General features: G+C 45.0%; 17 protein-coding genes. 13 read left to right on the top strand and 4 right to left on the bottom strand.

Annotated elements, in window-relative coordinates; all coding sequences use genetic code 11:
• Positions 1-173: 173 nt before the first annotated feature.
• The 3 genes from CPIN_RS36050 to CPIN_RS36040 form a co-directional block, all read right to left on the bottom strand.
• On the bottom strand, positions 174-842 hold the full coding sequence (locus CPIN_RS36050) for a DUF4253 domain-containing protein (protein ID WP_012794845.1): 669 nt from the start codon (positions 840-842) through the stop codon (positions 174-176).
• A 367-nt stretch (positions 843-1209) separates the two neighbouring features.
• On the bottom strand, positions 1210-2898 hold the full coding sequence (locus CPIN_RS36045) for an LIC_10190 family membrane protein (protein WP_012794844.1): 1689 nt from the start codon (positions 2896-2898) through the stop codon (positions 1210-1212).
• Between the two features lie 6 nt (positions 2899-2904).
• Positions 2905-3654, bottom strand: coding sequence for a glycosyltransferase family 2 protein (locus CPIN_RS36040; protein WP_012794843.1), 750 nt, complete (start codon positions 3652-3654; stop codon positions 2905-2907).
• A 688-nt stretch (positions 3655-4342) separates the two neighbouring features.
• Here CPIN_RS36040 and CPIN_RS36035 point away from each other — a divergent pair.
• The 6 genes from CPIN_RS36035 (at position 4343) to CPIN_RS36010 (ending at position 12616) form a co-directional block, all read left to right on the top strand.
• On the top strand, positions 4343-5506 hold the full coding sequence (locus tag CPIN_RS36035; RefSeq protein ID WP_012794842.1) for a Gfo/Idh/MocA family protein: 1164 nt from the start codon (positions 4343-4345) through the stop codon (positions 5504-5506).
• Between the two features lie 129 nt (positions 5507-5635).
• Positions 5636-6691, top strand: coding sequence for a sugar phosphate isomerase/epimerase family protein (locus CPIN_RS36030; protein WP_012794841.1), 1056 nt, complete (start codon positions 5636-5638; stop codon positions 6689-6691).
• 334 nt (positions 6692-7025) lie between these two features.
• Positions 7026-7442, top strand: coding sequence for a c-type cytochrome (locus CPIN_RS36025; RefSeq protein ID WP_012794840.1), 417 nt, complete (start codon positions 7026-7028; stop codon positions 7440-7442).
• Between the two features lie 131 nt (positions 7443-7573).
• The gene (locus CPIN_RS36020) at positions 7574-8287 is read left to right on the top strand and encodes a 3-keto-disaccharide hydrolase (protein WP_012794839.1); all 714 of its coding nucleotides are present in this window, start codon (positions 7574-7576) and stop codon (positions 8285-8287) included.
• 12 nt (positions 8288-8299) lie between these two features.
• Positions 8300-9118 (top strand): ThuA domain-containing protein, encoded by an 819-nt coding sequence (locus CPIN_RS36015; protein WP_012794838.1) that lies wholly within the window; start codon positions 8300-8302, stop codon positions 9116-9118.
• Between the two features lie 81 nt (positions 9119-9199).
• Positions 9200-12616, top strand: coding sequence for a ThuA domain-containing protein (locus CPIN_RS36010; protein ID WP_012794837.1), 3417 nt, complete (start codon positions 9200-9202; stop codon positions 12614-12616).
• 83 nt (positions 12617-12699) lie between these two features.
• Here CPIN_RS36010 and CPIN_RS36005 read toward each other — a convergent pair whose 3' ends face one another.
• Positions 12700-13074 (bottom strand): transmembrane 220 family protein, encoded by a 375-nt coding sequence (locus CPIN_RS36005; protein ID WP_012794836.1) that lies wholly within the window; start codon positions 13072-13074, stop codon positions 12700-12702.
• A gap of 455 nt (positions 13075-13529) precedes the next feature.
• Between CPIN_RS36005 and CPIN_RS36000 the strand changes: the two genes are divergently transcribed.
• The 7 genes from CPIN_RS36000 to CPIN_RS35970 all read left to right on the top strand — a co-directional run bounded on the left by CPIN_RS36000 (position 13530) and on the right by CPIN_RS35970 (position 23821).
• A complete protein-coding gene (locus CPIN_RS36000) occupies positions 13530-14930 on the top strand; it encodes an RtcB family protein (RefSeq protein ID WP_044220514.1) in 1401 nt (466 codons plus the stop codon).
• 4 nt (positions 14931-14934) lie between these two features.
• Positions 14935-15567, top strand: coding sequence for a peptide chain release factor H (gene prfH, locus CPIN_RS35995; protein ID WP_012794834.1), 633 nt, complete (start codon positions 14935-14937; stop codon positions 15565-15567).
• 561 nt (positions 15568-16128) lie between these two features.
• A complete protein-coding gene (locus CPIN_RS35990; RefSeq protein ID WP_012794833.1) occupies positions 16129-19383 on the top strand; it encodes a SusC/RagA family TonB-linked outer membrane protein in 3255 nt (1084 codons plus the stop codon).
• 57 nt (positions 19384-19440) lie between these two features.
• A complete protein-coding gene (locus CPIN_RS35985; RefSeq protein WP_012794832.1) occupies positions 19441-21237 on the top strand; it encodes a RagB/SusD family nutrient uptake outer membrane protein in 1797 nt (598 codons plus the stop codon).
• Positions 21238-21371: 134 nt separating this feature from the next.
• The gene (locus CPIN_RS35980) at positions 21372-21890 is read left to right on the top strand and encodes an ATPase (RefSeq protein WP_222838175.1); all 519 of its coding nucleotides are present in this window, start codon (positions 21372-21374) and stop codon (positions 21888-21890) included.
• Positions 21880-22059, top strand: coding sequence for a DUF8506 family protein (locus CPIN_RS35975; RefSeq protein ID WP_012794831.1), 180 nt, complete (start codon positions 21880-21882; stop codon positions 22057-22059). Before CPIN_RS35980 ends, CPIN_RS35975 begins: the two co-directional genes overlap by 11 nt.
• Before the next feature lie 70 nt (positions 22060-22129).
• Positions 22130-23821, top strand: coding sequence for a ribosomal protein L7/L12 (locus CPIN_RS35970; RefSeq protein ID WP_148230709.1), 1692 nt, complete (start codon positions 22130-22132; stop codon positions 23819-23821).
• The last annotated feature ends 202 nt before the right edge of the window (positions 23822-24023 follow it).

The following is a 24023-nucleotide window of genomic DNA, read 5'->3' as shown; positions in this document are numbered from 1 at the left end:
TTAGGAATTATTTGCACATAGTGAAGGCTAAATGCGGTATTGTGGCGGCAAGAATGGATTTTTAACGGGAATATAGCATGGGAAAGGGCTTCGGGTGGCATTAAAGTAGTATTCGGGTGCAAAAAAGCCGCCCCCTTGCGGACGGGGCGGCTAAAAATGTTAAAATAGTGTTATTAATCCCACCAGAGGAATAGCTGTTTTGTCTCCAGTATTTCAGCTGCCAGATTTTCCACTGTCTCTGTACCCTGCTCTGCCAGATCCGGACAAAACTCATATACATCATTGGCAAATGTCATCGCATCTGCAGGATTTAGCTTATTCAGATGTACTTCTACCCAGTCAATGTCGGCGCCCGTTATTTCAAATGGTTCTTTATCATACAGATGATGCAGTTTACGCATAATACTGTCGTTCGTAATATCATAGTTTGCCCCGTTAGTAGCCCGGAACCGGATGATATCAAACTGGTTATTGGTCTTCAGTACTGCGTATTTATCAGGCTTGGTACCAAAATTTTCCTCGGATTTAAATAAAAGATATCCTTGCTTTTTGAGGGCTGTTCGTAGTTTTTCGTAGTCGCTGCTGTTGTCTGCATTTACATCATATTCAAACTGTAACGCGTCTGTCAGTCCCCCTGTTCCGTTCACTTCATGTAATGCAGGAGCTAATCTGCTGATGTTTCCGGATATGCTTTCTCTCAATGCGTCAATGACAGTGTGATCATAGTGTAGCGTGTCAGCTAATGCGTAGTCCTTCTGCAGTAAAGGATTTTTCTCCCTGCCTGCTGCATTACAGCCATACATCACGCTTACCAGCGATAAGGATAATAGGATTTTATTCATAGGTCTACGTAAATATTAAATAAAAGTACAAAATGTTTCCATTGAGAGATCAGTGTAGAATAATTACTACTTCTTTCGTATACCTGTAATGGATAGTTGACCGGGTCATTTGAAAAGGAAAGGACTGCTGATGGGGCAATACATGGCTGTTCTTCGTATAATACCCTCATTATATAGTCATTAGGCCGTTATTAACACGCTTTTGAACGAAGAAATAACGTAGAAATTACGTTGTAATATCGGTGTAGTGTGAGTTTCCGGAGATGAATGGTAGAATTAGGCGAAAAAAGTATCGATTTGGATGGATTTGGATAGGAAAAGGCTGTTTATCCCTGGAACGAAGGTTCCCTTCTTTTTACCAGGTGGCTTAGTGACGAAAACACCTGTAGCCTTTTTCAATGGTTTCACCTCGCATCTGTACATTGTCAGGAATGACGGATACGCAAGGTATTTCACTGTCCCAGCAAAGATGACTGGTTGTTGTTGTAAGAGGCGCAGCCGTATTGACGATGACCGTCGTTGTCGGCGTATAAGGCGTAGGCGTCAGCCACCAGTCGGAATGATGCACCGCTTCTACCAGTTTATCATTCACAAATGCTTTCAGCAGATGTCGCCCCAATCCGATGGTACCGATCATAAAAACAAATGTTACTGCTAATGTAGCCGGGTAAAGTTGTTTGAAGCGTAGCGAAGGCGCATATAACGCAATCGCAATAATTACCAGGGGAACAAGATAACTGTAACCAAATCTTGGATCCGGCGCCTGGAATATCCAGTATATTAGCCCTAAGAGCAGGAAGGCAAATAAGGGTAAGGTACCTGTTGGTAAGTTTTTTCTCCTCAGGAAGATCAGTGGCACTGCGGCAAACGCCGCGAGTATCAGCAACTTATCGTATATGCGTACACTTTCTTTGAACCAGCTGGTATAGTGTTGTACAAAACTCTCTGAAGCAAACCGGGATGCATCTACCACCCGGTAAAACGCAAAAATGTGGATATCCTTTGTGGTGGCACGGATTACATCTGTGGATACGGCCCAGTCCAGGTGAAAGAAATCGGGCAGTGCAATCGGGAAGAGAATATATCCTGTCAGTATCACGTTCCTGGCTATCCATGGCAACAGTATCACAGCTGCTATACCACAAAGCGTGAGCAGTTGCAGATAGCGTTTCGTTTGTAGTGCCTGCCATAATAATACTGCTGTGATGATCAGCACGGGAATGGAGGAGACCTTTACGGTGATCAGGAAGACAGGCGCCAGCAGTAAGAACACGCTATTGTTGCCGGTAAGCTGTGATTGTCCGTTGATACTGTGTTCCAGCCACACGACAATCAGCAGACAACTGATATAATAGATCACCATATCCGCCGCAGGCGCAGTCGTATTATACACACAGAATTGCGGCATACTGATCATCACCAGCATACCCGCTTTTAAGAGCGTCAGGAATCTGTTATCCTGTTCACGTGGCAGGAGGTATAATAATGTAAGCAGGTATACGACGCCGTTGATATGATTATCTGCACTACCCGTCAGTCTGGAAAAATTGAAAACGGCCGACAATACATGCCAGTGTGAGTTAAATCCGAAACGCTCATGCAGGTTGGCCAGTCCGGGAACGACCTTGTAATACTGCATCCATTTGATGAATTGTACGTAGTACAGTCCTTCGTCATAGGAAAGCGATTGTTGTGAAGAAAGATACAATACATACAAAACAGCGATTCCGGTGAAAAGCATTTTGCCTTTACCGGCTGTTTTTGCCGCTTGTATATACACCGATAGCTGTTGATGAAGGTGACTGCGTTGTAGCAGGTAACAAAGCAGACCTCCCGCCAGTAATATGCTGTGCGCGGTTCCTGCCAGCGGCATAAAGAAAGTAAGACAGGCGGCAGGTACTGTCATGACAAGACTGCCGGTCAGTGTGACCAGCGAGAAATGTGGACTGGCTTCGCTGTTCTTAAGTACCCGGTTTTGCAGGAATCGCTGCAACGTATATCCATACAGGAATGACAGTATAATGATATACAGGAACTTAACGAACAGGAACAGCATAGTGGTTTATTTATTGATGTCGACAGTTTTTTTCTGTCTGCTGAAGATATTGTATTTCAGGATGCAGTAGATCGCACGGAATCCGTCTTTGTAGTTGATCTTCTTACCCTCGGCATATGTACGGCCATAGTAAGCGATACCTACTTCGTAAATACGGATGCCTGGTACGCGACTGATCTTGGCAGTTACTTCAGGTTCAAATCCGAAGCGGTTTTCTTTCAGATCAATCTGTTTGATGATATGACTGCGGAACAGTTTGTAACAGGTTTCCATGTCTGTCAGGTTCAGATTGGTCAGCGCGTTAGACAGGAAGGTCAGAAACTTATTCCCGATGGTATGCCAGAAGAACAGGATACGGTGAGGGCCGTCTCCCATAAATCGGGAACCATATACGACGTCGGCAACGCCCTGCAGCATGGGTTTTAATAAACGGTTATATTCTTCCGGGTTATACTCCAGGTCGGCATCCTGTATGATGGTGAAATCACCGCTTGCCTTTTGAATACCGGTACGTAAAGCCGCGCCTTTTCCTTTATTTACCTCATGACGAACGTACTGCAATTTTACATTCGGATAGGCTGCCTGGAAGCGGGCTACTTCTCCACCGGTGTCGTCTTTGGAGAAATCGTCCACTACAACCAGTTCTTTCTGGACATCGCCGGCAAGCGAAACCGCCTGGACTCTTTCCAGGATATCATATATGTATCTTTCTTCGTTATAGGCCGGGATGATCACGGAAAGTAAGTACTGTGACATATTGACAATTTTCATTCTCTGCGGCTATATCGCCGTAAAGTGGTGCAAAGAAGCAAAAAAAGTATGTAGAAAAAAAATAATAGTGCCACAGCTCGTTTGGAAAAAAAATTAATTTATTAACGACCGTTTAACACTATCATTTGTTACAACACTTTACCTTTACATTATTAGGGTTTTCATAGGATAGTAAAACAAGAGCCGGATAGTCTTATTTGGCTCTTTATTTTTTTATAAAAGTCTGTATCTGAAAGCCTTGTTAGCCGCTTTCCCTGCTATTATTTTCCCGTTTTTTAACTGCTTTATACCTCCGAAAAGTGTCAATTGTAACACTTAAGTAGGACAATTATTGCACATTTTATGAGTGTTCCTACCTAATCCGTTCATCAAAATATCACACGAAAATGTGCTTAGAGTTTTCTACATTTAAGGTTTTGTGGAATAGTCTGGTTCAAAAAAAGCGTACAGGTCTCTCGCTAAACAGGAATGCGACTGGGGGAATACCCCCTGGAAAGTCGTCATTTTGCTGTTATATTGACGGTTGCCTGTACTTTTTTATATATTAGACCCCGGAAAAGCCAATGTGGAGTGAGTACGACGGTGTGAAAAACTAATCAACTCTCCTTGCTTGTTCCACGTTACTATGTCTGTAAGACAACTCAAAACCTATAAAGAATAAAACGTTTTGCCAATGAACCGTAAGTTAAGAATGGGAATGATCGGAGGCGGTAAGGATGCCTTCATCGGTGCTATTCACCGTATTGCTGCCAATATGGACGGCCTGATCGAATTGAAAGCTGGTGCGCTGAGTGTAAATCCTGAAGTAGCGATTGAATCCGGGAAAATATTATTCCTGGACCCTGCACGCACCTATACTGACTACAAGACCATGCTGGAAAAGGAAGCTGCGCTGCCTGAAAGTGAAAGACTGGATTTTATAACCATCGTTACACCCAACTTCGCACACTTCGAACCTGCGATGATGGCGCTGGACAAAGGCTTTAACGTCGTGATCGAAAAACCGATCACCTTTACCCTCGATGAGGCTAAACAAATCAAGGCTAAAGTAGAAGAAACAGGTCTGACCCTGCTACTGACGCATACTTATACGGGTTATCCGCTGGTAAAACAGGCCCGCCGTATGGTGGCTGACGGCGTATTGGGTAAGATCCGTAAGGTTTGGGTAGAATACCCACAGGGTTGGCTGAGCCGCGCTACTGAAAAAGATAGTGCCGGTGCTGCCTGGAGAACAGATCCTAAACGTTCCGGTAAAAGCGGATGTTTTGGAGATATCGGTACCCATGCTGCGAACCTGGCTGAATATATCAGTGGTCTGAAAATAGAAAAACTGTGTGCTGACCTGAACATCTTTGTGGAAAACCGTGCTTTGGATGATGACGGCGCTGTGCTGTTGCGTTTTGACAATGGCGCTGCTGGTGTGCTGATGGCATCCCAGGTGGCTGCCGGTGAAGAAAATGCGCTGAAAATCAGAATATATGGTGAGAATGGTGGTCTGGAATGGGCACAACACGAACCAAATACCCTGCTGGTAAAATGGCTGGATAAACCAACCGAAATCTATCGTGCAGGTAGTGGTTATGGCACTTACCAGAGCAGCTATGCGATCCACAATACGCGCACACCGGGTGGTCATCCGGAAGGATACCTGGAAGCATTCGGTAACCTCTACCGCAACTTTGCACAGACTTTACAGGCTAAAATCGATGGTCAGACTCCGTCTCCTGAATCACTGGATTTCCCGGGGGTAGAAGAAGGTATCCGTGGTATGGCGTTCATCGATAACGTGGTGAAATCGAGCCAGAGCACAGAGAAATGGACAACGTTTGAATTATAATTAGGAATTAACAATTAGGAATTGGTTAGGCATGTATGGAAAAGGGAACGCTCCAGGAATTTTAAGAACTTACAAATTCTTAATTCTTAATTCTTAATTCCTAATTGAAATCTATAAAAGCATTTATACATGAAAACTATAAAGGGGCCTGGTATTTTCCTGGCGCAGTTCCTCGGAGACACTGCGCCTTTCAATAGCCTGGATAGTATTTGTAAATGGGCGGCGGAATCAGGTTTTAAAGGTGTACAGATCCCTACGTGGGATCCACGTATGATCGACCTGCAGAAAGCTGCTGAAAGCAAGACGTATGCAGACGAGATCAAAGGCATTGTAAATGCCGCAGGACTGGAAATCACCGAACTGTCTACGCACCTGCAGGGACAGCTGGTAGCTACCCATCCTGCATATAACGAACTGTTTGACGGCTTCGCGCCTGCTGATAAAAGAGGTAATGCTGCTGCCCGTACCGAATGGGCGGTAAATCAGCTGAAATATGCTGCTAAAGCGAGCAGGAACCTCGGCTTAAATGCACATGCTACTTTCAGTGGAGCACTGATGTGGCATACTGTATACCCATGGCCGCAGCGTCCTGCTGGTCTGGTAGAAACAGGATTCAAAGAACTGGCTAATCGCTGGTTGCCGATCCTGAATGAGTTTGATGCGAATGGCGTCGACCTCTGCTATGAGATCCATCCGGGCGAAGATCTCCATGACGGCGCTTCTTACGAGCGTTTCCTGGAAGCAACCGGCAACCATAACCGTGCCTGCCTGTTGTACGATCCAAGTCACTTCGTACTGCAATGCCTGGATTATCTGCAATACATCGATATCTATCATGAAAAGATTAAGATGTTCCATGTGAAAGATGCAGAATTCAATCCAACCGGTCGTTCCGGTGTATATGGCGGTTACCAGGGATGGATCGACCGTCCGGGTAGATTCCGTTCACTGGGCGACGGACAGGTAGATTTCAAAGCGGTGTTCAGCAAGCTGACACAGTATGATTTCACTGGCTGGGCTGTCATGGAATGGGAGTGCTGTATCAAGCATCCGGAAGACGGAGCAAGAGAAGGTGCGCCGTTCATCAAGGATCACATCATCCGCGTAACTGAAAAGGCATTTGATGACTTTGCAGGAGGTGGAGCGGATGAGGAATTGAATAGGAAGGTGTTAGGAATCAACTAGAAATTAATAGTTAATAATTAAGAATTAAGAATTGGGGGCTGACGAGATTGTAGTGGTATGTGCTATTGAATGGTCATCCGATTGTTACGTTCATCATTTACTACTTGAATCGTTCTTTAAGGATGAGTATATTGTCAATTGGGAGTTAAAAGGTTAATAATTAGGAATTGTGTTATCAACTGCTTTACAAATACCATTACAACTGCTCCGTTTTCCTGGATGGCTTGGAAGGCGGCTATAAGTTATTATGTATATGTACGGCTAACCCAATTTTTAATTCTTAATTGTTAATTCTTAATTCTCACAAATCTGGTAACTTATAAATAATCGAAAAATGAGAATGCGTTTTCTGGCGCCAGTTGTATTAAGCGTAGTTCTGCTGGCCTCCTGCGGTGGCGGTAGCGAGAACAAAACCGAAAAGAAAGAAGAATCAGCTGCTACCAGCGAAACTCCGGTAGACAACTCAATGGTATCTCCGGGCGCTGCTGAAGCTGCAGCTTCTAAAGGTGCTGCGCTGATCGAGCAGAAAGACTGTAAAACCTGCCATAAGATCGATACCAAACTGGTAGGTCCTGGCTATAAAGAAGTAGCACAGAAATACGAAGCTACTGAAGCAAACATCGACAAACTGGCTGATAAAGTGATCGCTGGTGGTAGCGGTAACTGGGGTGAAGTGGCGATGACACCGCACGCAGATCTGTCTAAAGATGACGCTAAAGAGATGGTAAAATACATCCTGTCTCTGAAATAGTGACATTATTATTTTAGTATCTGGTCTCTCAGCTTTCTATAATTAACTATCATAATATAGCCGGTAGTTGTAAACTGTATGCGCCTAAGTGTACGGTGTTACAATTACCGGCTATAAAAACTCAATTTGCAATGAAGCACATTATTCCCGTTCTGGCACTCAGTCTGCTAACTCTCTCTGCATCTGCACAAACACCTAACACGCTTTCCAAAAAAGAAAAAAAAGCGGGATGGAAATTATTATTTGACGGTAAGACCACACAGGGCTGGCACACCTACTTGAAGACTGAGCCAAGCGCTGCCTGGAAAGTACAGGATGGCGCCCTGTCCCTCGATCAGGATGCTAAAAAGAATGGCGCTCCTGGTGGTGACCTGGTGACCAACGACGAGTATGAAAATTATGAATTATCAATAGAGTGGAAAATCTCTGAGGGTGGTAACAGCGGTATCATTTTCGGCGTACACGAAGACCCTAAACTGGGCGCTACTTATCTGTCTGGTCCTGAAATGCAGGTACTGGATGATCAGAAACACCCGGATGGTAAATTTACCAAGCACAATTCCGGAGATCTTTATGATATGAAGAAATCTGAGAAATATGCTGCAAAACCAGTAGGTGAGTGGAACACGGCGGTGATCCGTAAGAAAGACGGTAAACTGACCTTCTGGCTGAATGGTGTGCAGACAATCGACGTAACTATGGGTAGCGATGAGTGGAAAACACTGCTTGATAACAGCAAGTTCAAAACCTGGAAAGCTTTCGGTCAATATCCAAAAGGTCATATCGCCCTGCAGGACCACGGCGATCAGGTATGGTACCGTAGTGTTAAAATCCGCCAACTGTAATACCGATCATACATGAATACTATCCACGTGAGAAAAATAAATAATGACAAGTTACGGATTGCGAATGAGCCTTCATTCGCAGTTCGTAACTTATCGTTTATAATGATATCCTTTCTGCTGACTGTCTGCTTTGCTTTTACCAGTCAGCTCGCATCTGCCCAAAAACGCCTCCCCCGTTTACTCGTATTTTCCAAAACAGCCGGTTTCCGTCATGACTGTATTCCTGTTGGGAAAACAGCTATGATTAAACTCGGACAGGAGCATGGCTTCGAAGTGGACACGACTGAAGACGCGTCCGTTTTCAATGCTAAAAACCTGAAACGTTATGCCGCCGTATTGTTTCTGAATACAACAGGCGATGTGCTGAATGACGAACAACAGACGGCCATGGAATCCTACATTCATAACGGCGGTGGTTATATGGGCATTCATGCGGCAACCGATACCGAATACGGTTGGCCATGGTATAATAAGCTGGCGGGAGCCTGGTTTACCAGTCACCCGAAACAGCAGCAGGCCACACTGGTGGTGGTAGACCGCAATAACCAGGCGACCAGCCACCTGCAGGAAAAATGGTCACGTTGGGATGAATGGTACAATTTTAAAGATCTGAATCCTGATGTACATGTGCTGATCAAAATTGATGAAAGCTCTTATGAAGGCGGTAAGAATGGTGACAACCATCCTATGAGCTGGTACCATGATTTTGAAGGCGGTCGCGCTTTCTATACTGAATTGGGCCACACAAAAGAATCTTATGCCGATCAGGCATACCTGGAGCATGTATTGGGCGGACTTCGCTATGCGATGAATATAAAGACTAAAAAGTAAACGCATAATCCCTCTTGCAGTATGTAAGTCATCTATTATGGCTACGTGCTGCATAAAGTGTAAATCAACATAAAAACTATCATGCAAATCAGGTACGTAATGATGATGCTGGCGTTACTGGTAACAGTAATGTCCGGCTGCCAGCAGAAAGCCCGGCCCGGTAATCCGAGAGTACTGGTGTTTACCAAAACCGCAGGTTTCCGGCATGCATCTATCCCTGCCGGGATACAGGCTATCCAGAAACTGGGAAAAGAAAATGGCTTCGAAGTAGATACTACGGAGAATGCTGCAAATTTCACAGAAGACACGCTGCAAAAATATGCAGCAGTTATTTTCCTGAACACGACCGGCGATGTGCTGGACAATTACCAGGAAGCAGATTTCGAAAGATATATTCAGTCCGGCGGTGGATTCGTAGGTATCCACGCCGCTACCGATACTGAATATGAGTGGGGATGGTATGGTGAACTGGTTGGTGCTTATTTTGATAATCATCCTGCCGGCACACACAAAGCGAAACTGACCGTAAAGGACAAATCTTTCCTGGCAACCGCTACGCTGCCTGATACATGGGAGCATACTGACGAATGGTACAACTTCAAAAAGATCAACAAGAACACGCACAAGCTGATCACTGTTGATGAAAAAACATATGAAGGCGGTACCAATGGCCCTGAACATCCTATCAGCTGGTACCATGAGTTTGATGGTGGCCGCGCTTTCTATACTGAATTAGGACATACGAACGAATCTTATTCCGAACCTGAATTCCTGGCGCATGTCCTGGGTGGTATCAAATATGCCATCGGTAAAAATACCCTGCTGGATTATGCACAGGCAAAGACATTACGTGTACCTGAAGAAAACAGGTTTACGAAAAACGTGCTCATTACCGGCGAGTTCTTTGAACCAACGGAAATGACCATTCTCCCTGATCTCAACATCCTGGTGGCACAACGCCGTGGAGAGATCATGTATTTCAATCAGACCAGCCGTAAACTGACACAGGCGGGCTTCCTGCGTGTGTATTACAAAACAGAAACACCGAATGTGAATGCAGAGGAAGGTGTACTGGGTTTAGCGGCAGATCCTGATTTTGCCAAGAATCATTATGTATATGTTTATTATTCTCCGGCAGACACTTCTGTAAACAGATTGTCCCGTTTCAAGTTTGAGAATAATGTGCTGGATACTGCTTCTGAGAAAGTAATTCTCCAGTTATATTCACAGCGTAATATCTGCTGCCATACCGGTGGTTCTATTACCTTCGGTCCTGGTGGTTTATTATATCTCTCTACCGGTGATAACAGTACGCCGTTTGACGAACCAGGACAGAAATATGTCAGCAATGGTTATGGTCCGCTGGACGATCGTCCGGGACATCTGCAATATGATGGCCGTCGTACATCTGCTAACTCAAATGACCTGCGTGGTAAGATCCTCCGTCTGAAGATCAATGAGGATGGCACCTACAGTATTCCTGACGGTAACCTGTTTAAACAGGGCACGGCAAATACCCGTCCTGAGATCTATGCCATGGGAACCCGTAATCCTTACCGTATCTCTGTTGACCGTAAAAACGGTTATGTGTACTGGGGTGAAGTAGGACCTGATGCAAATGATGATAAGCCGGATCGTGGTCCGCGTGGATACGATGAGATCAACCAGGCAAAGAAACCGGGCAACTTCGGTTATCCGATGTTCGTAGGTAATAACTATGCTTATCACCTGTACGATTATGAAACAGGTAAGAGCGGTCCGGCATTCGATCCTGCGAAGCCGGTGAATAACTCCCGCAACAACACGGGTATCAAAGATCTGCCACCAGCACAACCAGCGTTTATCTGGTATCCATATGCGAAATCTCCGGATTTCCCTTCCATGGGTAGCGGTGGCCGTAACGCAATGGCGGGACCTGTATATTACAATGAGTTCTATCCGAAGGAAACCCGTTTCCCGGATTACTATAACAACAAGCTGTTTATCTATGACTGGGTACGTGGTTGGATAAAGGCGGTTACGTTTGACAAGGACTATAACCTGTCTAAAACGGAAGACTTTATGCCGAATACCAAGTTCAATGCCATTATCGATATGGAAATGGGACCGGATGGTCGCATTTATGTATTGGAATATGGTAATGGTTGGTTTAGCAAGAATAAAGATGCTGGTCTGGCGCGTATTGACTATAATGGTGGTAACCGTGCACCGTTGGCAGAGATACATGTGGATAAACTGTCAGGCGGTTTACCATTCAAAGTGAAACTGAGTGCCAAAGGTTCTTCCGATCCGGATGGCGATCAGCTGACTTACATCTGGTACCTGGGTAACGGTAACAAGAAAGAAACGAAGGAACCGGAAACAGAAGCTACGTTTGCAACCGCAGGCGAATATGCAGTATCAGTAGAAGTGGTAGATAACAATGGCGCCAGCACGCGCAGTAAAGGTGTCGAACTGTATGCAGGTAATGAAACACCGCAGGTGAAAGTAAATGTGGCTGGTAACACCATGTTCTACTTCTCCGGTAAACCTGTTGCGTATAACATTGCTGTCAATGATAAGGAAGACGGTTCTACTGCTGATGGAAAGATCGATGTAGCCAACCTGTATGTGAGAGCGGAATACATGGAAGGAAATGACAAGGCACAGGCGCCTCAGCAGGGCCACCAGATCATTACCGGTGCAATTGCTGGTAAGAACATCATGGAAGCAAGTGATTGTAAGACCTGTCATAAGCCAGATGAAAAATCTATCGGACCAAGCTTCAAGCAGGTAGCAGAGAAATATAAAGACGACGCGAAAGCGCCTGATTATCTCGCTAACAAGATCATACAAGGCGGTGGCGGTGTATGGGGTGAAACAGCGATGTCTGCACATCCTACTTTGTCACAGTCGGAAGCGCATCAGCTGGTAGAATATATCATGTCAGTAGGTGGTGGTAACAAACAGGCGCCATCATTGCCGGTAAGCGGCACCATTGATCCGACCACAGGTAAACCTGAAAAGGACAATGGCGTATTGTACCTGATGGCGAGCTATACTGATAAAGGCGGACCAGGTATCAAACCAATTACTGGTACAGATGCGGTGTCTCTGAGAAGTCCGAAGATCCCTGCACCTTCTTTTGATAAATCTGATGCGGTATCTACATTCGAATTCGACGGTAAAAAACTGTTAATTCCAACAGCTAACGGATGGGTTACTTATAATGGTATCGATCTGACGGCGGTAACAGGTATCGATGTAATATACTTCACACAGGAGCCATTGAAATACGGTTATACTGTTGAAATATTCCTGGATAAAGCAGAAGGTGTGAAACTGGGAGAAACTTTGATTGGTGTGGGAGCGAAAGCGAAAGCACCAAACACGGCAAACATCTCTTTTGCGCCAGTGGCGGATGGAAAGAAACATACATTGTATGTACGTCTTAAATCTGCTGATCCGGCTGAGAAAGGTAATCTGGGTATTACCACGTTCCAGCTGCTGAGTAAGTAAAAGTATTGTTCAGATAAACGAAACAGGGTATCCGCCATCTGGCAGGTACCCTGTTTACGTTTATACCTTTATGTTAGTATTGTTTATGCTTTCTTTCTTCCTGCGTAAAAGTAGTTGGTCAGTAAGACAACGATGAGGATGAACAAACCGAAGAATTCCCGGGTTTCTTCTATCCATGGTTTACCTGCCTTCATTGTTTCGGCGATGTTTTCCCCATGATGTTCTGTCGCCCAGTCGATCACACCATTTTTATCAAAGAAGAGATAAGCGGCATATGCGAGGTAGATGAAGATGCCGAAGATATATGCCTTCCTGTAAAAACGTCCTCTTGCAGCGAGGAAACAACAACCCGCACCAAACAGGTAAATCGGTACCCATACATATGGATCCGGATCATTGTATTGGAGTCCGGCGAAAATGATGAACAGGATACACCAGACAATGTTGAATATTTTCATGTTGAAAAAAATTATCAGCTAAAAGACGAAGATACTTGATATAATATAGAAAATATATACCTTTGCAACCGTATTCCTTATTACTCACTTCTAAAACTGAAAGGAATCATGACAGAACGTATTCACATATTACCCTTTTCGCCCGCTGCCTAACTCAGGCATTTAATCCTTATTTAATTTATTGGGACGTGCGCAGGTATTGATGATCTATCATCATCAGTATAGCTAATGCCTGTACGTAATGCTGGCCGATTGTAGCAGGCTGTTGTCTGACAAGGTTTTTATTGCCTGTCAACAGCGTGTTACACCATGATCGTTATTCACTAACGGGAGGCCTTGTTATGTTTGTATAGAAAGCGTGCAACCGCATCAGCGGAAAGGGTTCTTATTGCCACAAATCACCGTTCACCATCTGTTGAATGGTATACTTTTCTATACAATTTATTCGTACCCACATGGGCAATTTACGCACAAAAGAACTGAGTAAAATCGGTTATACAAATGACCGTGCAAGAAGTCTGGTCATTAATACAATTTCAAAACATTTTAAGCATCATACGAAGGAGCAGTTGCTCACATTGCTGGCAGCTGTGAAAGCTACGCCTGAACAATATCTCAGTGATGAAGTACTCGGTAAGATAGCCGCTACTTTTATTGATCATGAGGAGGTGTGTCATCACCAGGAATTTGCTTTACTGGAGCAGACCGGCAGGTTGAAAATATATGGTGCGAAGGAGATAGAGCATGGCGCCAAAAAACAAATGGAGCTGGCCATGTCATTACCCGTGACGGTACAGGGCGCATTGATGCCGGATGCGCATACCGGTTATGGTTTGCCGATCGGAGGTGTACTGGCTACTGCAAATGCAGTTGTACCCTATGCTGTTGGTGTGGATATTGGTTGCCGTATGGCTTTGTCCATTTTTGATGAAGGTGAGAGTTTTATCAAACGCTTTGGTTATCAGATGAAGATGGCATTAAAGGAATGGACGCACTTCGGTATGGAAGGCGGACTGGAAGTAGCGCAGGAACATGCGGTGCTGGATGATCCGGCGTTTCAGTCGACCGAGATGCTGCGAAAGCTGCAGGCAAAAGCGGCACGTCAGCTGGGAAGTTCCGGTAGTGGTAATCACTTCGTGGAATTTGGTATGATCACCTTAGCGGAAGGCAATTCGCTTGGATTGCCGGCAAAGGAGTATGTAGCGTTGTTATCACATTCCGGCAGTCGTGGTTTAGGCGCGAATGTAGCGATGCATTATACGAAGATCGCGATGGATACCTGTAAGTTGCCAAGAGAAGCGCAGCAGCTGGCCTGGCTGGATATGAACAGTGAAGCAGGGCAGGAATACTGGCTGAGTATGCAGCTGGCGGGAGATTATGCCAAAGCCTGCCATGACAGGATCCATATCAATCTGGCGAAGGCTTTGGGTATGGAGCGCTTAGCTACCATTGAAAATCACCACAATTTTGCGTGGGAAGATACGCTGGCGGATGGCCGTAAGGTGATTGTTCACCGTAAGGGGGCTACGCCGGCACATAAAGGAGAACTGGGTATTATTCCTGGTAGTATGACAACGGCGGCCTACCTGGTGTCCGGAAAGGGTGAAGAGCAGGCATTGTATTCTGCTTCACACGGAGCAGGTAGGGCAATGAGCCGTAAGCGTGCAAGAGAGAGCATGACGGTATCGGCCTTAAAGAAGATGCTGGCGGCGGCGAATGTTACGCTGATCGGCGGTAGTGTGGAAGAGAACCCGCTGGCCTATAAGGACATAGAAAGTGTGATCGGCGCACAGGAAGAACTGGTGGCGATGGAAGGACGATTCCTGCCCCGTATTGTAAGAATGCATAAAGAGTAGTACAATGAACAAGTCAATTATACAGGTAACGGCCGGAAGAGGGCCGGAGGAATGTAGCAGAGTCGTGGCAAGGGTGGTAGAAATGATGATGAAGGATGCCCGTGGAAAAGCATTGGATATCACTTTACTGGAGAGCACAAAAGGACATCTGAAAGGAACTTTATTGTCGGCGGTATTACTGATTCAGACAGGCGGTATTTCAAGCAACAAGACCCTTGAAGCGTTTATACAGGAATGGCGGGGTACGATACAGTGGGTAGCGCAGAGTCCTTTCAGAAAATACCATAAACGAAAGAACTGGTTTGTGGGTGTGGAGGTCTTTGATGTGAATAAACAGCAGGAATGGAATCTGAAGGACGTGAAACTGGAATCATGCCGGGCGTCCGGACCTGGCGGTCAACATGTTAATAAGGTGGAGACGGCAGTACGCGGTACGCATCTGCCATCGGGTATGCAGGTACTGGCGATGGACAGCCGTTCACAGTTAGAGAACAAGCAGCTTTGTCTGAAAAGACTGGAAGCGAAGTTCATGGCCTGGCAGATGGAACAACTGCTGGCAAAACAGCAGGATCAGTGGCAGGAGCATAATGAGCTGGAAAGAGGACGGGCGGTGAAAGTCATTACAGATAAATTATGACGCCGGAAATGGTGAATTACGAATGTGGAAAAATGAGTGTAAAAAATACGTTTACTGCTGCAGGACTTCCGTCATTCGTAATTCCGGTTCCCGGAAAGGCCGATTTATTTAAGATTTGAAAAAACTAGTACTAAATTCTTAAAAGCTGATTAAAAATTTACAGGTTGTCTTGCTTAAATTAAACGAATGTGTTACCTTGTTATACAGTTAACAATTGAAATTTTAGTGTGTGTTTAAGTATAACCAAAATCTATTTCCGTGTTCCCTAAAATTTGATGTTAACACGTATATGAAAAAACTAAACTGTACTCAAAACTAAACTGTACTCTTTTAAAACTGTGTGTACCACAATTCCCAGGTAAACAATTGATTGGATGTATTTGCGCTGAACTGCGTAGCTGTTCAGTATTGGAGTTAATCTGAAGTAAGGAGTTATATATTGTCCCTCTTAGACCAGGATATTGATTTAACCCGGTCATTTTTCGTGCCTGTACCTGCCAACGAAAAGCAGTCTTCAGGCCCGAACAGGCTTTTTATTAACCAAAAAAAACGTTTCACGTTATGAAGAGACATGTCTACCGCACCTTTGCGTGTTGCTGGTTGTTGTTGTTATTATTTGCCAGCGCCGCATTCGCCCAGACTAAAATTACCGGTAAAGTCACCGACGAGGCTTCCGGTAACCCTTTGCCCGGAGTAACAGTGGCAGTTAAAAATTCAGGTAAGGGTACGGCCACTGACCCTGCTGGTAACTTCAGCGTTACCGCCAAAAAAGGTGAGACACTTGTGTTCTCATTTGTAGGTTATACCCAACAGGAGTTCGTACTTGGAGAGGCTACCACGGTGAATATCGTGCTCTCTGAAAAAGTAGGTTCTCTGGATGAAGTGGTTGTAACAGGTTACGCCACGCAGAAAAAGAAAGACCTGACAGGTGCTGTATCTGTTGTAAACGTAGACCAGATCAGCCGTCAGCCCACAGCACAGGTGAGCAATCAGTTACAGGGTCAGGTATCCGGTATCACTGTACTGGGTTCTGGTCAGCCGGGCCAGGAGCCGCAGGTGCGTATCCGTGGTGTAAATACGTTTGGTAACAACACGCCGCTGTACGTTATTGATGGTGTGCCTACGCAGAACATTGCAGATCTGAATCCCAATGACGTTGCATCCATGCAGGTACTGAAAGATGCGGGATCTGCATCTATTTATGGTGCAAGAGCTGCAAACGGCGTGGTAATCGTTACGACTAAACGCGGTAAAGCCGATGGTAAAGTGCGTGTTACTTATGACGGTTACTATGGTACACAACGTCCAAAAGGAGGTAATGTATGGGACATCCTCAATTCTCAGGAAATGGCTGATCTGAAATGGATGGCGCTCAAAAATACCAATCCGAATGTTGTTTATAATGATGGATTATATGGTACAGGCGCTACACCCAGACTGCCTGACTACATCGCTCCAGGTGGTCTGATGGAAGGAGATCCTAATGTAAATCCATCAAAATATTTTGTTGATCCTAACTACAAAACCCCTGCAGACCTGGATAAATTCTATCGTATTACCAGGGCTAATAAACAGGGTACAGACTGGTTCCATGAAATATTCAAACCAGCTTCTATTACGAGCCATAACATCTCTGTAGGTGGTGGCGGCGAACAGGGCGCTTATTTCCTGTCATTTAACTATTTTGATCAGAAAGGTACCTTACAGAATACTTATCTGAAACGTTACTCTATCCGTTCCAATAGTTATTACAATGTGAGCAAACATGTACGCATCGGTGAAAACATGGCCTTCTCCGTAATTGACAACCCCCGTATCACTGCTTTAACAGAAGGAAGTGGTATTGGTATGGCATTCCGCGAACAGCCTATCATTCCGGTACATGATATCAATGGTAATTTTGCCGGTTCGTTCAGTACAAATGGCGCGCAGTTGGGTAACGCCCGTAACCCGGTTGCTATACAGGACCGTACGAGGGATAACCGTGGTCTGATCAACCGTTTGCTGGGTAGCGTGTATGGAGAAGTAGACTTCCTTAAATATTTCACCTTCCGCACTACCTTCGGTGGAGAGATCTATTCAGGTTACACACATTCGTTCACATATCCTGAATACGAAAATGCAGAGAATAATAAAGTAAATTCATATACAGAAACGTCTATCAATAGCCGTAACTATACATGGACTAACGCATTGACCTACGCACAGACGATCAATTCGATCCATAATATCAAGGTTGTAGCAGGTACAGAGGCTTATGATAATCGTGACCGCTTTTTAACAGCAACTACGCAGAACTACTTCAGCTTCGATCCTGATTTTACTAATCTGGGTTCCGGTACTGGTACCATGAACCATAGCAGTACTAATGGTACGGATGGACTTTTCTCCATATTCGGAAGGTTAGATTACAGTCTGATGGATAAATATCTGTTAGGTGCAGTTGTTCGCCGTGACGGTTCCAGCAGGTTTGGTGCTAATTACCGCTATGGTTGGTTCCCGGCTGTCAGCGCAGGCTGGCGTATTTCACAGGAAGCTTTCCTGAAACAGGTATCCTGGATCTCAGACTTAAAGATCAGAGGTGGTTATGGCGTTATGGGGAATCAGCTCAACGTAACTCCTGCGAATGCATTTACCCAGTATGGTCTTAACAAGGGATCTTCTTTCTATGATATTGGTGGAACGTCGAATACCATTAACTCAGGTTTCTTACAGACTTACATCGGTAACCCGAACGCTAAGTGGGAAAACAATATCAATATGAATATTGGTATTGATGCGACGCTCTTTAAAGGTAAACTGGAAATCAACGCTGATTACTATCAGAAACGTGTGGAAGACCTGTTATTCAAACCTGAACTGGCTGCAACTGCCGGACGTCCGACACCTCCTGATGTGAACATTGCGGAAATGAAGAACCAGGGTATTGATCTCGGCATCAACCTGGTAAATCTTAATCTGTCAAAAGATCTGATCTTAACACTGGGTGCTACGTTTACAAGCTATTCCAACAAGATCGTGAATGTATCTGGTGATGCGCCGTACTTCGATCTGGAAGCACGTCGTTTCAACGGTAATTTCATTATCCGTAATGCGGTAGATCATCCGATTTCCAGTTTCTACGGTTATAAAACCGTTGGTTTCTGGAATTCTGCTCAGGAAGTTGCAACAGCAAATGATAATGCACAGAAAGCGACCAACAATCCTAATGCAGTTTACCAGACTGGTATTGGCGTGGGACGCTTCCGTTATCAGGATACAAACGGTGATGGTATCATCACTGAGGCGGACCGCACCTTCCTTGGTAACCCAAGCCCTGACTTCAGTTATGGTCTGAACATCGAACTGAAATATAAAGGCTTCGATTTCACGGCGTTCTTCTACGGTACGCAGGGTAATGAAATCTGGAATCAGGTACGCTGGTGGACTGACTTCTATCCATCTTTCGCAGGTGCGAAAAGTAAAACTGCGCTGTATGACTCATGGAGACCTGACCATCAGAATGCAAAAGCACCTATCCAGGAGAACGAAGGATCTTTCAGTACCAATACAGTTCCTAACTCTTTCCTCGTAGAAAATGGTTCTTATCTGCGTGCGAAGAACCTGATGTTAGGCTATACACTGCCAAAAGCATTGTTAAACCGCGTGGGTATTGAGAAATTCCGCATTTACGTACAGGCTGCAAACCTGTTCACTATTACCAAATACACGGGTATTGATCCTGAGATTACAGGTAGTACGCAGGCATTTGGTCTGGACGAGGGAGCTTATCCTAACCAACGTCAGTTCCTGGTGGGCGTTAATGTTGGCTTCTAATATCGGCCCGGTATTAACGTGAAAGGTTAAACTATTGAGGATATTAAAACAAAAAAAATGAAAAGACAATTCTTGAAATCAAAATATATAATCGTTGCAGCCGTAGTAGCCGGAGGGCTGTTCTTCGATGCGTGTAGCAAAAGTTTTCTGGAACGTGTTCCACAAGGCTCTCTCACGGATACTGATGTGTCAACCAAAGCTGGTATAGGCGAATTGCTCATTGGCGCATATGCCGCCCTGGATGGTCAGCAGCAGGATGTTGCTGCGATTGGTGGCGGTGGCCCGTGGGAAGCTGCTCCAAGCAACTGGATCTATGGGAGTGTTGCTGGTGGTGATGCACACAAGGGTAGTGATGCGACTGACCAGCCGCCTATCAGCCTTATCGCTACCGGTCAGTTTGATGCCAGTAATGGTTTCTTCAATACGAAGTGGAAAGTATTGTTTGATGGTGTGACTCGTACTAATGTGATTTTATCATTGTTGCCTAATGTCACTGATATGACGGCATCCGAAAAATCGCAGGTGGAAGCAGAAGCTAAATTTCTGCGCGGTCACTATTATTTTGAGCTGAAAAAAATGTTTAATAAAGTGCCTTGGGTGGATGAGACGATGCTGGTGGATTATAAACAACCAAATAATACGGACATCTGGCCAAAGATTGAAGCAGATTTCCAGTTCGCTTATGAAACACTGCCGCCTACACAGTCTCAGATAGGTCGTGCAAATAAGTGGGCTGCGGGTACTTATCTGGCGAAAACCTATGTATACCAGAAAAAATGGGCTAACGCCAAGACGCTTTTTGATCTGATCACCACACAGGGTGTTACTGCTAAAGGCGATCGTTATGCATTGACCAACAGATTCGAAGACAACTTTGATGCTGCTACAAAAAACAACTCAGAGTCAGTTTTTGCTATCCAGATGTCTGCCAACAATGGTTCTGGTCAGATCTCTAACGGTAACCAGGGTGAAATGCTGAACTTTCCTTACAACAGTCCATTCGGTTGTTGCGGATTTTATCAGCCGACACAGGACCTGGCTAATTCTTACCGTACAAATGCAGAAGGACTGCCATTCCTGGATGATGCAAACGATCATCCGCTGAAGAGCGATATGAAAGTACTCTCTACAGCACCATTTACGCCAGATACAGCGCCGGTAGACCCTCGTCTGGACTGGACAGTAGGTCGTCGTGGTATTCCTTTCCTGGACTGGGGTAATCACCCTGGCCGTAGCTGGGTGCGTGATCAGGACTACGCAGGTCCTTATGCGCCTAAAAAGAATGTGTACTGGCAGTATAACCAGGATAAGTATAAAGATCCTAACTCCTGGGCGCCTGGTTCTGCGATCAACCTGGTGTTGATCCGTTATGCAGATGTGTTGTTGCTGGCAGCTGAAACAGAAGCTGAACTGGGCAACCTGAATGCAGCGCAGACCTATGTAAATCAGGTGCGTACAAGAGCTGCAAACCCACAAAGTGCCGTGTATAAATATACGAATGACGCTAATCCGATGGGCGGTTTCTCTACTACACCAGCTGCAAACTATGTGGTAGCTAATTATCCGGCGGGCCGTTTTGCTGCACAAGGGCAAGCCTATGCGTTGAAGGCCATCCGTTTTGAACGTAAACTGGAACTGGCTATGGAAGGTCAGCGTTACTTCGACATCGTTCGCTGGGGTACCGCGAATGCAGAGATGACTAAGTTCTTTGCATATGAATCCAAGATCACGACTGACCTGGGAGGAGCTAAATTTGTAGCGCCACGTAATGAGTATTATCCTGTTCCTCAGCGTCAGATTGACCTGAGTATGAAGGCTGGTGCGAAAACACTGGAACAGAATACCGGATACTAAGATTTTACACTTTTATTCGAAGAGGAAATGGAAGGGCCCTGGTAACAGGGCCTTTTCCTTTTTTAGGTATATTTACAATATGCCTGAAATAGCTGGCTGTAACGGCGCCGGGAAAACGACGGCGAGTTAATACTGTGCTTCCAAGTATTCTTAATTGTCGCGAATTTATAAATGCGGATAGTATTGCTGCTGGTCTTTCTCCTTTTAATCCTGAAAATGTTGCTTTGGAAGCAGGAAGAATTATGTTGCAACGTATAGATCATTTGCTAACAGAACAATCGGACTTTGCATTTGAAACAACGTTATCAACGAGAAGTTATGTGTCATTGGTAAAAAGAGCAAAAACGTTGGGTTATAACGTAACGTTGTTATATTTCTGGTTGAGTTCTCCAGAATTTGCGAGACAGCGTGTTGCGGAACGAGTTGAAACAGGAGGACATAATATTCCGGAAGATGTAATCATACGCAGGTATCATAGGGGAATTTACAATTTGGTAAATTTGTATATACCTATTTGTGACGAATGGTTAGTGCTTGAAAGTATGGAAACTCCAGCAGAGATTATAGCCAAGGGAAATGGAGTTGAAAAAATGATTATAAAAAACGATATTTGGGGGAATATTTTAACGCAAAGTGAGCGCCATGGAAAATAAGAAGCATATTGACGAACTTTCGGAGAAAGTGCTTAAAGGAGTGAACGAAGCTGTGAGGAAGTTGATAGAATCCAGCGCTGCCAGCGACAAATCGCTTGTCGTTGGAGACAAATATGGCAATGTGAAAAAAGTTCCGGCGAAGGAATTACTGTTGAAGCTAAAAAAATAGTTAAACAGGCTCTATTTTCTGCTTTGCGTTGCCACATCATGTATTGTTGTACGCAACCACGTATCCGCACTTGAAACGACTACTCCCTTTCATTCTCGCACTATCCTCCTGTACACTTTCCCAACAGGATAAAGGCAAACTTCTTTCTGAAAAATATTGCGGCAGTTGTCACCTGCCGGTCGCCCCTGCGATGCTGGATAAAGCCACCTGGACACAGCATGTGTTACCGGCGATGGCGCCCAAACTGGGCATCGGCGTCTGGCAGGGCAGTGGCTATTATGTGAAGCCAGGGAAGGGCGTGAATATCAGTATTGAGGACTGGAATGCGATTGTGGCATTTTATAAGGAACTGGCGCCTGAAAAGCTGGAGGCGGCTAAAGCCCCGCAGCCATTGGCGGAAGATCTGAAATTGTTTGAGATACAGGTGGCCGGACCGGAAGGATCGCCCAGCGAGGTGGTACTGACGGAGACCGGGCCTGATAAAATAACGCTTGTGAAGCAGGTAAAGGCCGAGACGGAGCTGGGGTTGGTAGACAGCAAGCGATTGGTAGATGGCGTGCCTAATGTCATTAAAAGAGGCATTACAAGGGAAGCGGCGGTAGCACTGAAAGCCCGCTTGGAGGCAATTGGCGCTAAAGCAGAGATCAGGGATATGTTAGGGATCGTGACGGCGACTACAACGATGGTGAATATCAATCCTTTTACAGGGGAGTTATATTCTTCTTCTGAACATAGTGGTACTTTGTTCCGCTGGGATTCGGCTTTGCATAGTCATAAGGCGATCAAACTACAATCGGCAGCGGTGGACCTGAACTGGCGGGCAGCGGATACAGGCTTGCTGACCTGTATCGGCAATTTAAGGGCGGTAGATGTGGCGCAGGGCATGTTGTGGGAGATACATCCTTCCCAGCCGGAGGCTGCACAGGTAAAAACGATCGGTATGGGGCTTCCACGTCCGGTACAGAGTATAGGAGCTGATTTTGACAGGGATGGCCGTATGGATTACCTGGTATGTGGATTCGGACATGATTATGGTGGATTGTATGTTTTGCAGCAAACGGCAGAAGACGATTATAAAAAGTTGCCGGTATGGGAAGTACCGGGTGCTATTCATTCGGAGGTAGCTGATTTTGATAAAGATGGCTGGCCGGATATCATGACTTTGTTTGCTTATGCAGATGAAGGGATATGGTTGTTTTTGAATGATCACAAGGGTGGCTTTAAACAGCAGCAGCTATTGCGTTTTCCTCCATTGAATGGTTCCACCAGTTTTCAGGTGGTGGATATGAACAAAGACGGATTACCGGACATCCTGTATACATCTGGTGATAATGGTGATTATTCTATGGAGCTGAAGCCATTTCATGGCGTGTATTTATACCTCAATAAAGGCGACTTCCATTTCGAAAAGGAATGGTTTTACCCGGTCAACGGATGTACAAAGGCAGTGGCTGCTGATTTTGACAGCGATGGCGATCCGGACATTGCAAGTATTGCATTTTTTGCTGATCTGAAGGATCATCCGGGAGAGAAATTCATACTTTTCAGACAGGAGAAGCCCCTGCAATTTACGCCTCATACGATGCCGGAACTGAAAAAAGCAGGGCGTTGGATCTGTATGGATGTGGGTGATTTTGACCGGGATGGAGACCCTGATATTGTGCTGGGAAACTATTCAAAAGGGTTCATGATTCAGGATGGTTTCCGGCCTGACTGGAATGTTAACACACCCCTTGTATTGCTTAGAAATAATTCAAAATGAGTTTGTTATGCTTTCTCAGTTTAAAAATAGTACCCCACTGGATAGTTTTTTGCCCATTCGATTGCAGTTGTAACAAATAATTGATTATATTGCATATGCAATGTCAGGCAAAAATCTAAATCTATGCTGCTTAAACGTAACGTTTAGCCCACGTATAGTATTTTATTTTCCCTGTAATCAATAATGCATTTTATGAAGCAAT

Origin of the sequence: Chitinophaga pinensis DSM 2588, from assembly GCF_000024005.1 — a bacterium.
In the GTDB taxonomy this organism is placed as follows: domain Bacteria; phylum Bacteroidota; class Bacteroidia; order Chitinophagales; family Chitinophagaceae; genus Chitinophaga; species Chitinophaga pinensis.
This window is presented reverse-complemented; position numbering and strand designations above follow the sequence as displayed.

Excerpts from the sequence above, each read along its gene's own strand:
- CPIN_RS36005 (WP_012794836.1), bottom strand. The coding sequence starts at position 13,074 with ATGAAAATATTCAACATTGTCTGGTGTATCCTGTTCATCATTTTCGCC.
- CPIN_RS36040 (WP_012794843.1), bottom strand. The coding sequence starts at position 3,654 with ATGTCACAGTACTTACTTTCCGTGATCATCCCGGCCTATAACGAAGAA.
- CPIN_RS36050 (WP_012794845.1), bottom strand. The coding sequence starts at position 842 with ATGAATAAAATCCTATTATCCTTATCGCTGGTAAGCGTGATGTATGGC.
- CPIN_RS35975 (WP_012794831.1), top strand. The coding sequence starts at position 21,880 with ATGGAAAATAAGAAGCATATTGACGAACTTTCGGAGAAAGTGCTTAAA.
- CPIN_RS36015 (WP_012794838.1), top strand. The coding sequence starts at position 8,300 with ATGAATACTATCCACGTGAGAAAAATAAATAATGACAAGTTACGGATT.
- CPIN_RS36035 (WP_012794842.1), top strand. The coding sequence starts at position 4,343 with ATGAACCGTAAGTTAAGAATGGGAATGATCGGAGGCGGTAAGGATGCC.
- CPIN_RS36000 (WP_044220514.1), top strand. The coding sequence starts at position 13,530 with ATGGGCAATTTACGCACAAAAGAACTGAGTAAAATCGGTTATACAAAT.
- CPIN_RS36025 (WP_012794840.1), top strand. The coding sequence starts at position 7,026 with ATGAGAATGCGTTTTCTGGCGCCAGTTGTATTAAGCGTAGTTCTGCTG.
- CPIN_RS36030 (WP_012794841.1), top strand. The coding sequence starts at position 5,636 with ATGAAAACTATAAAGGGGCCTGGTATTTTCCTGGCGCAGTTCCTCGGA.
- CPIN_RS36045 (WP_012794844.1), bottom strand. The coding sequence starts at position 2,898 with ATGCTGTTCCTGTTCGTTAAGTTCCTGTATATCATTATACTGTCATTC.
- CPIN_RS36010 (WP_012794837.1), top strand. The coding sequence starts at position 9,200 with ATGCAAATCAGGTACGTAATGATGATGCTGGCGTTACTGGTAACAGTA.
- CPIN_RS35990 (WP_012794833.1), top strand. The coding sequence starts at position 16,129 with ATGAAGAGACATGTCTACCGCACCTTTGCGTGTTGCTGGTTGTTGTTG.
- CPIN_RS36020 (WP_012794839.1), top strand. The coding sequence starts at position 7,574 with ATGAAGCACATTATTCCCGTTCTGGCACTCAGTCTGCTAACTCTCTCT.
- prfH (WP_012794834.1), top strand. The coding sequence starts at position 14,935 with ATGAACAAGTCAATTATACAGGTAACGGCCGGAAGAGGGCCGGAGGAA.
- CPIN_RS35985 (WP_012794832.1), top strand. The coding sequence starts at position 19,441 with ATGAAAAGACAATTCTTGAAATCAAAATATATAATCGTTGCAGCCGTA.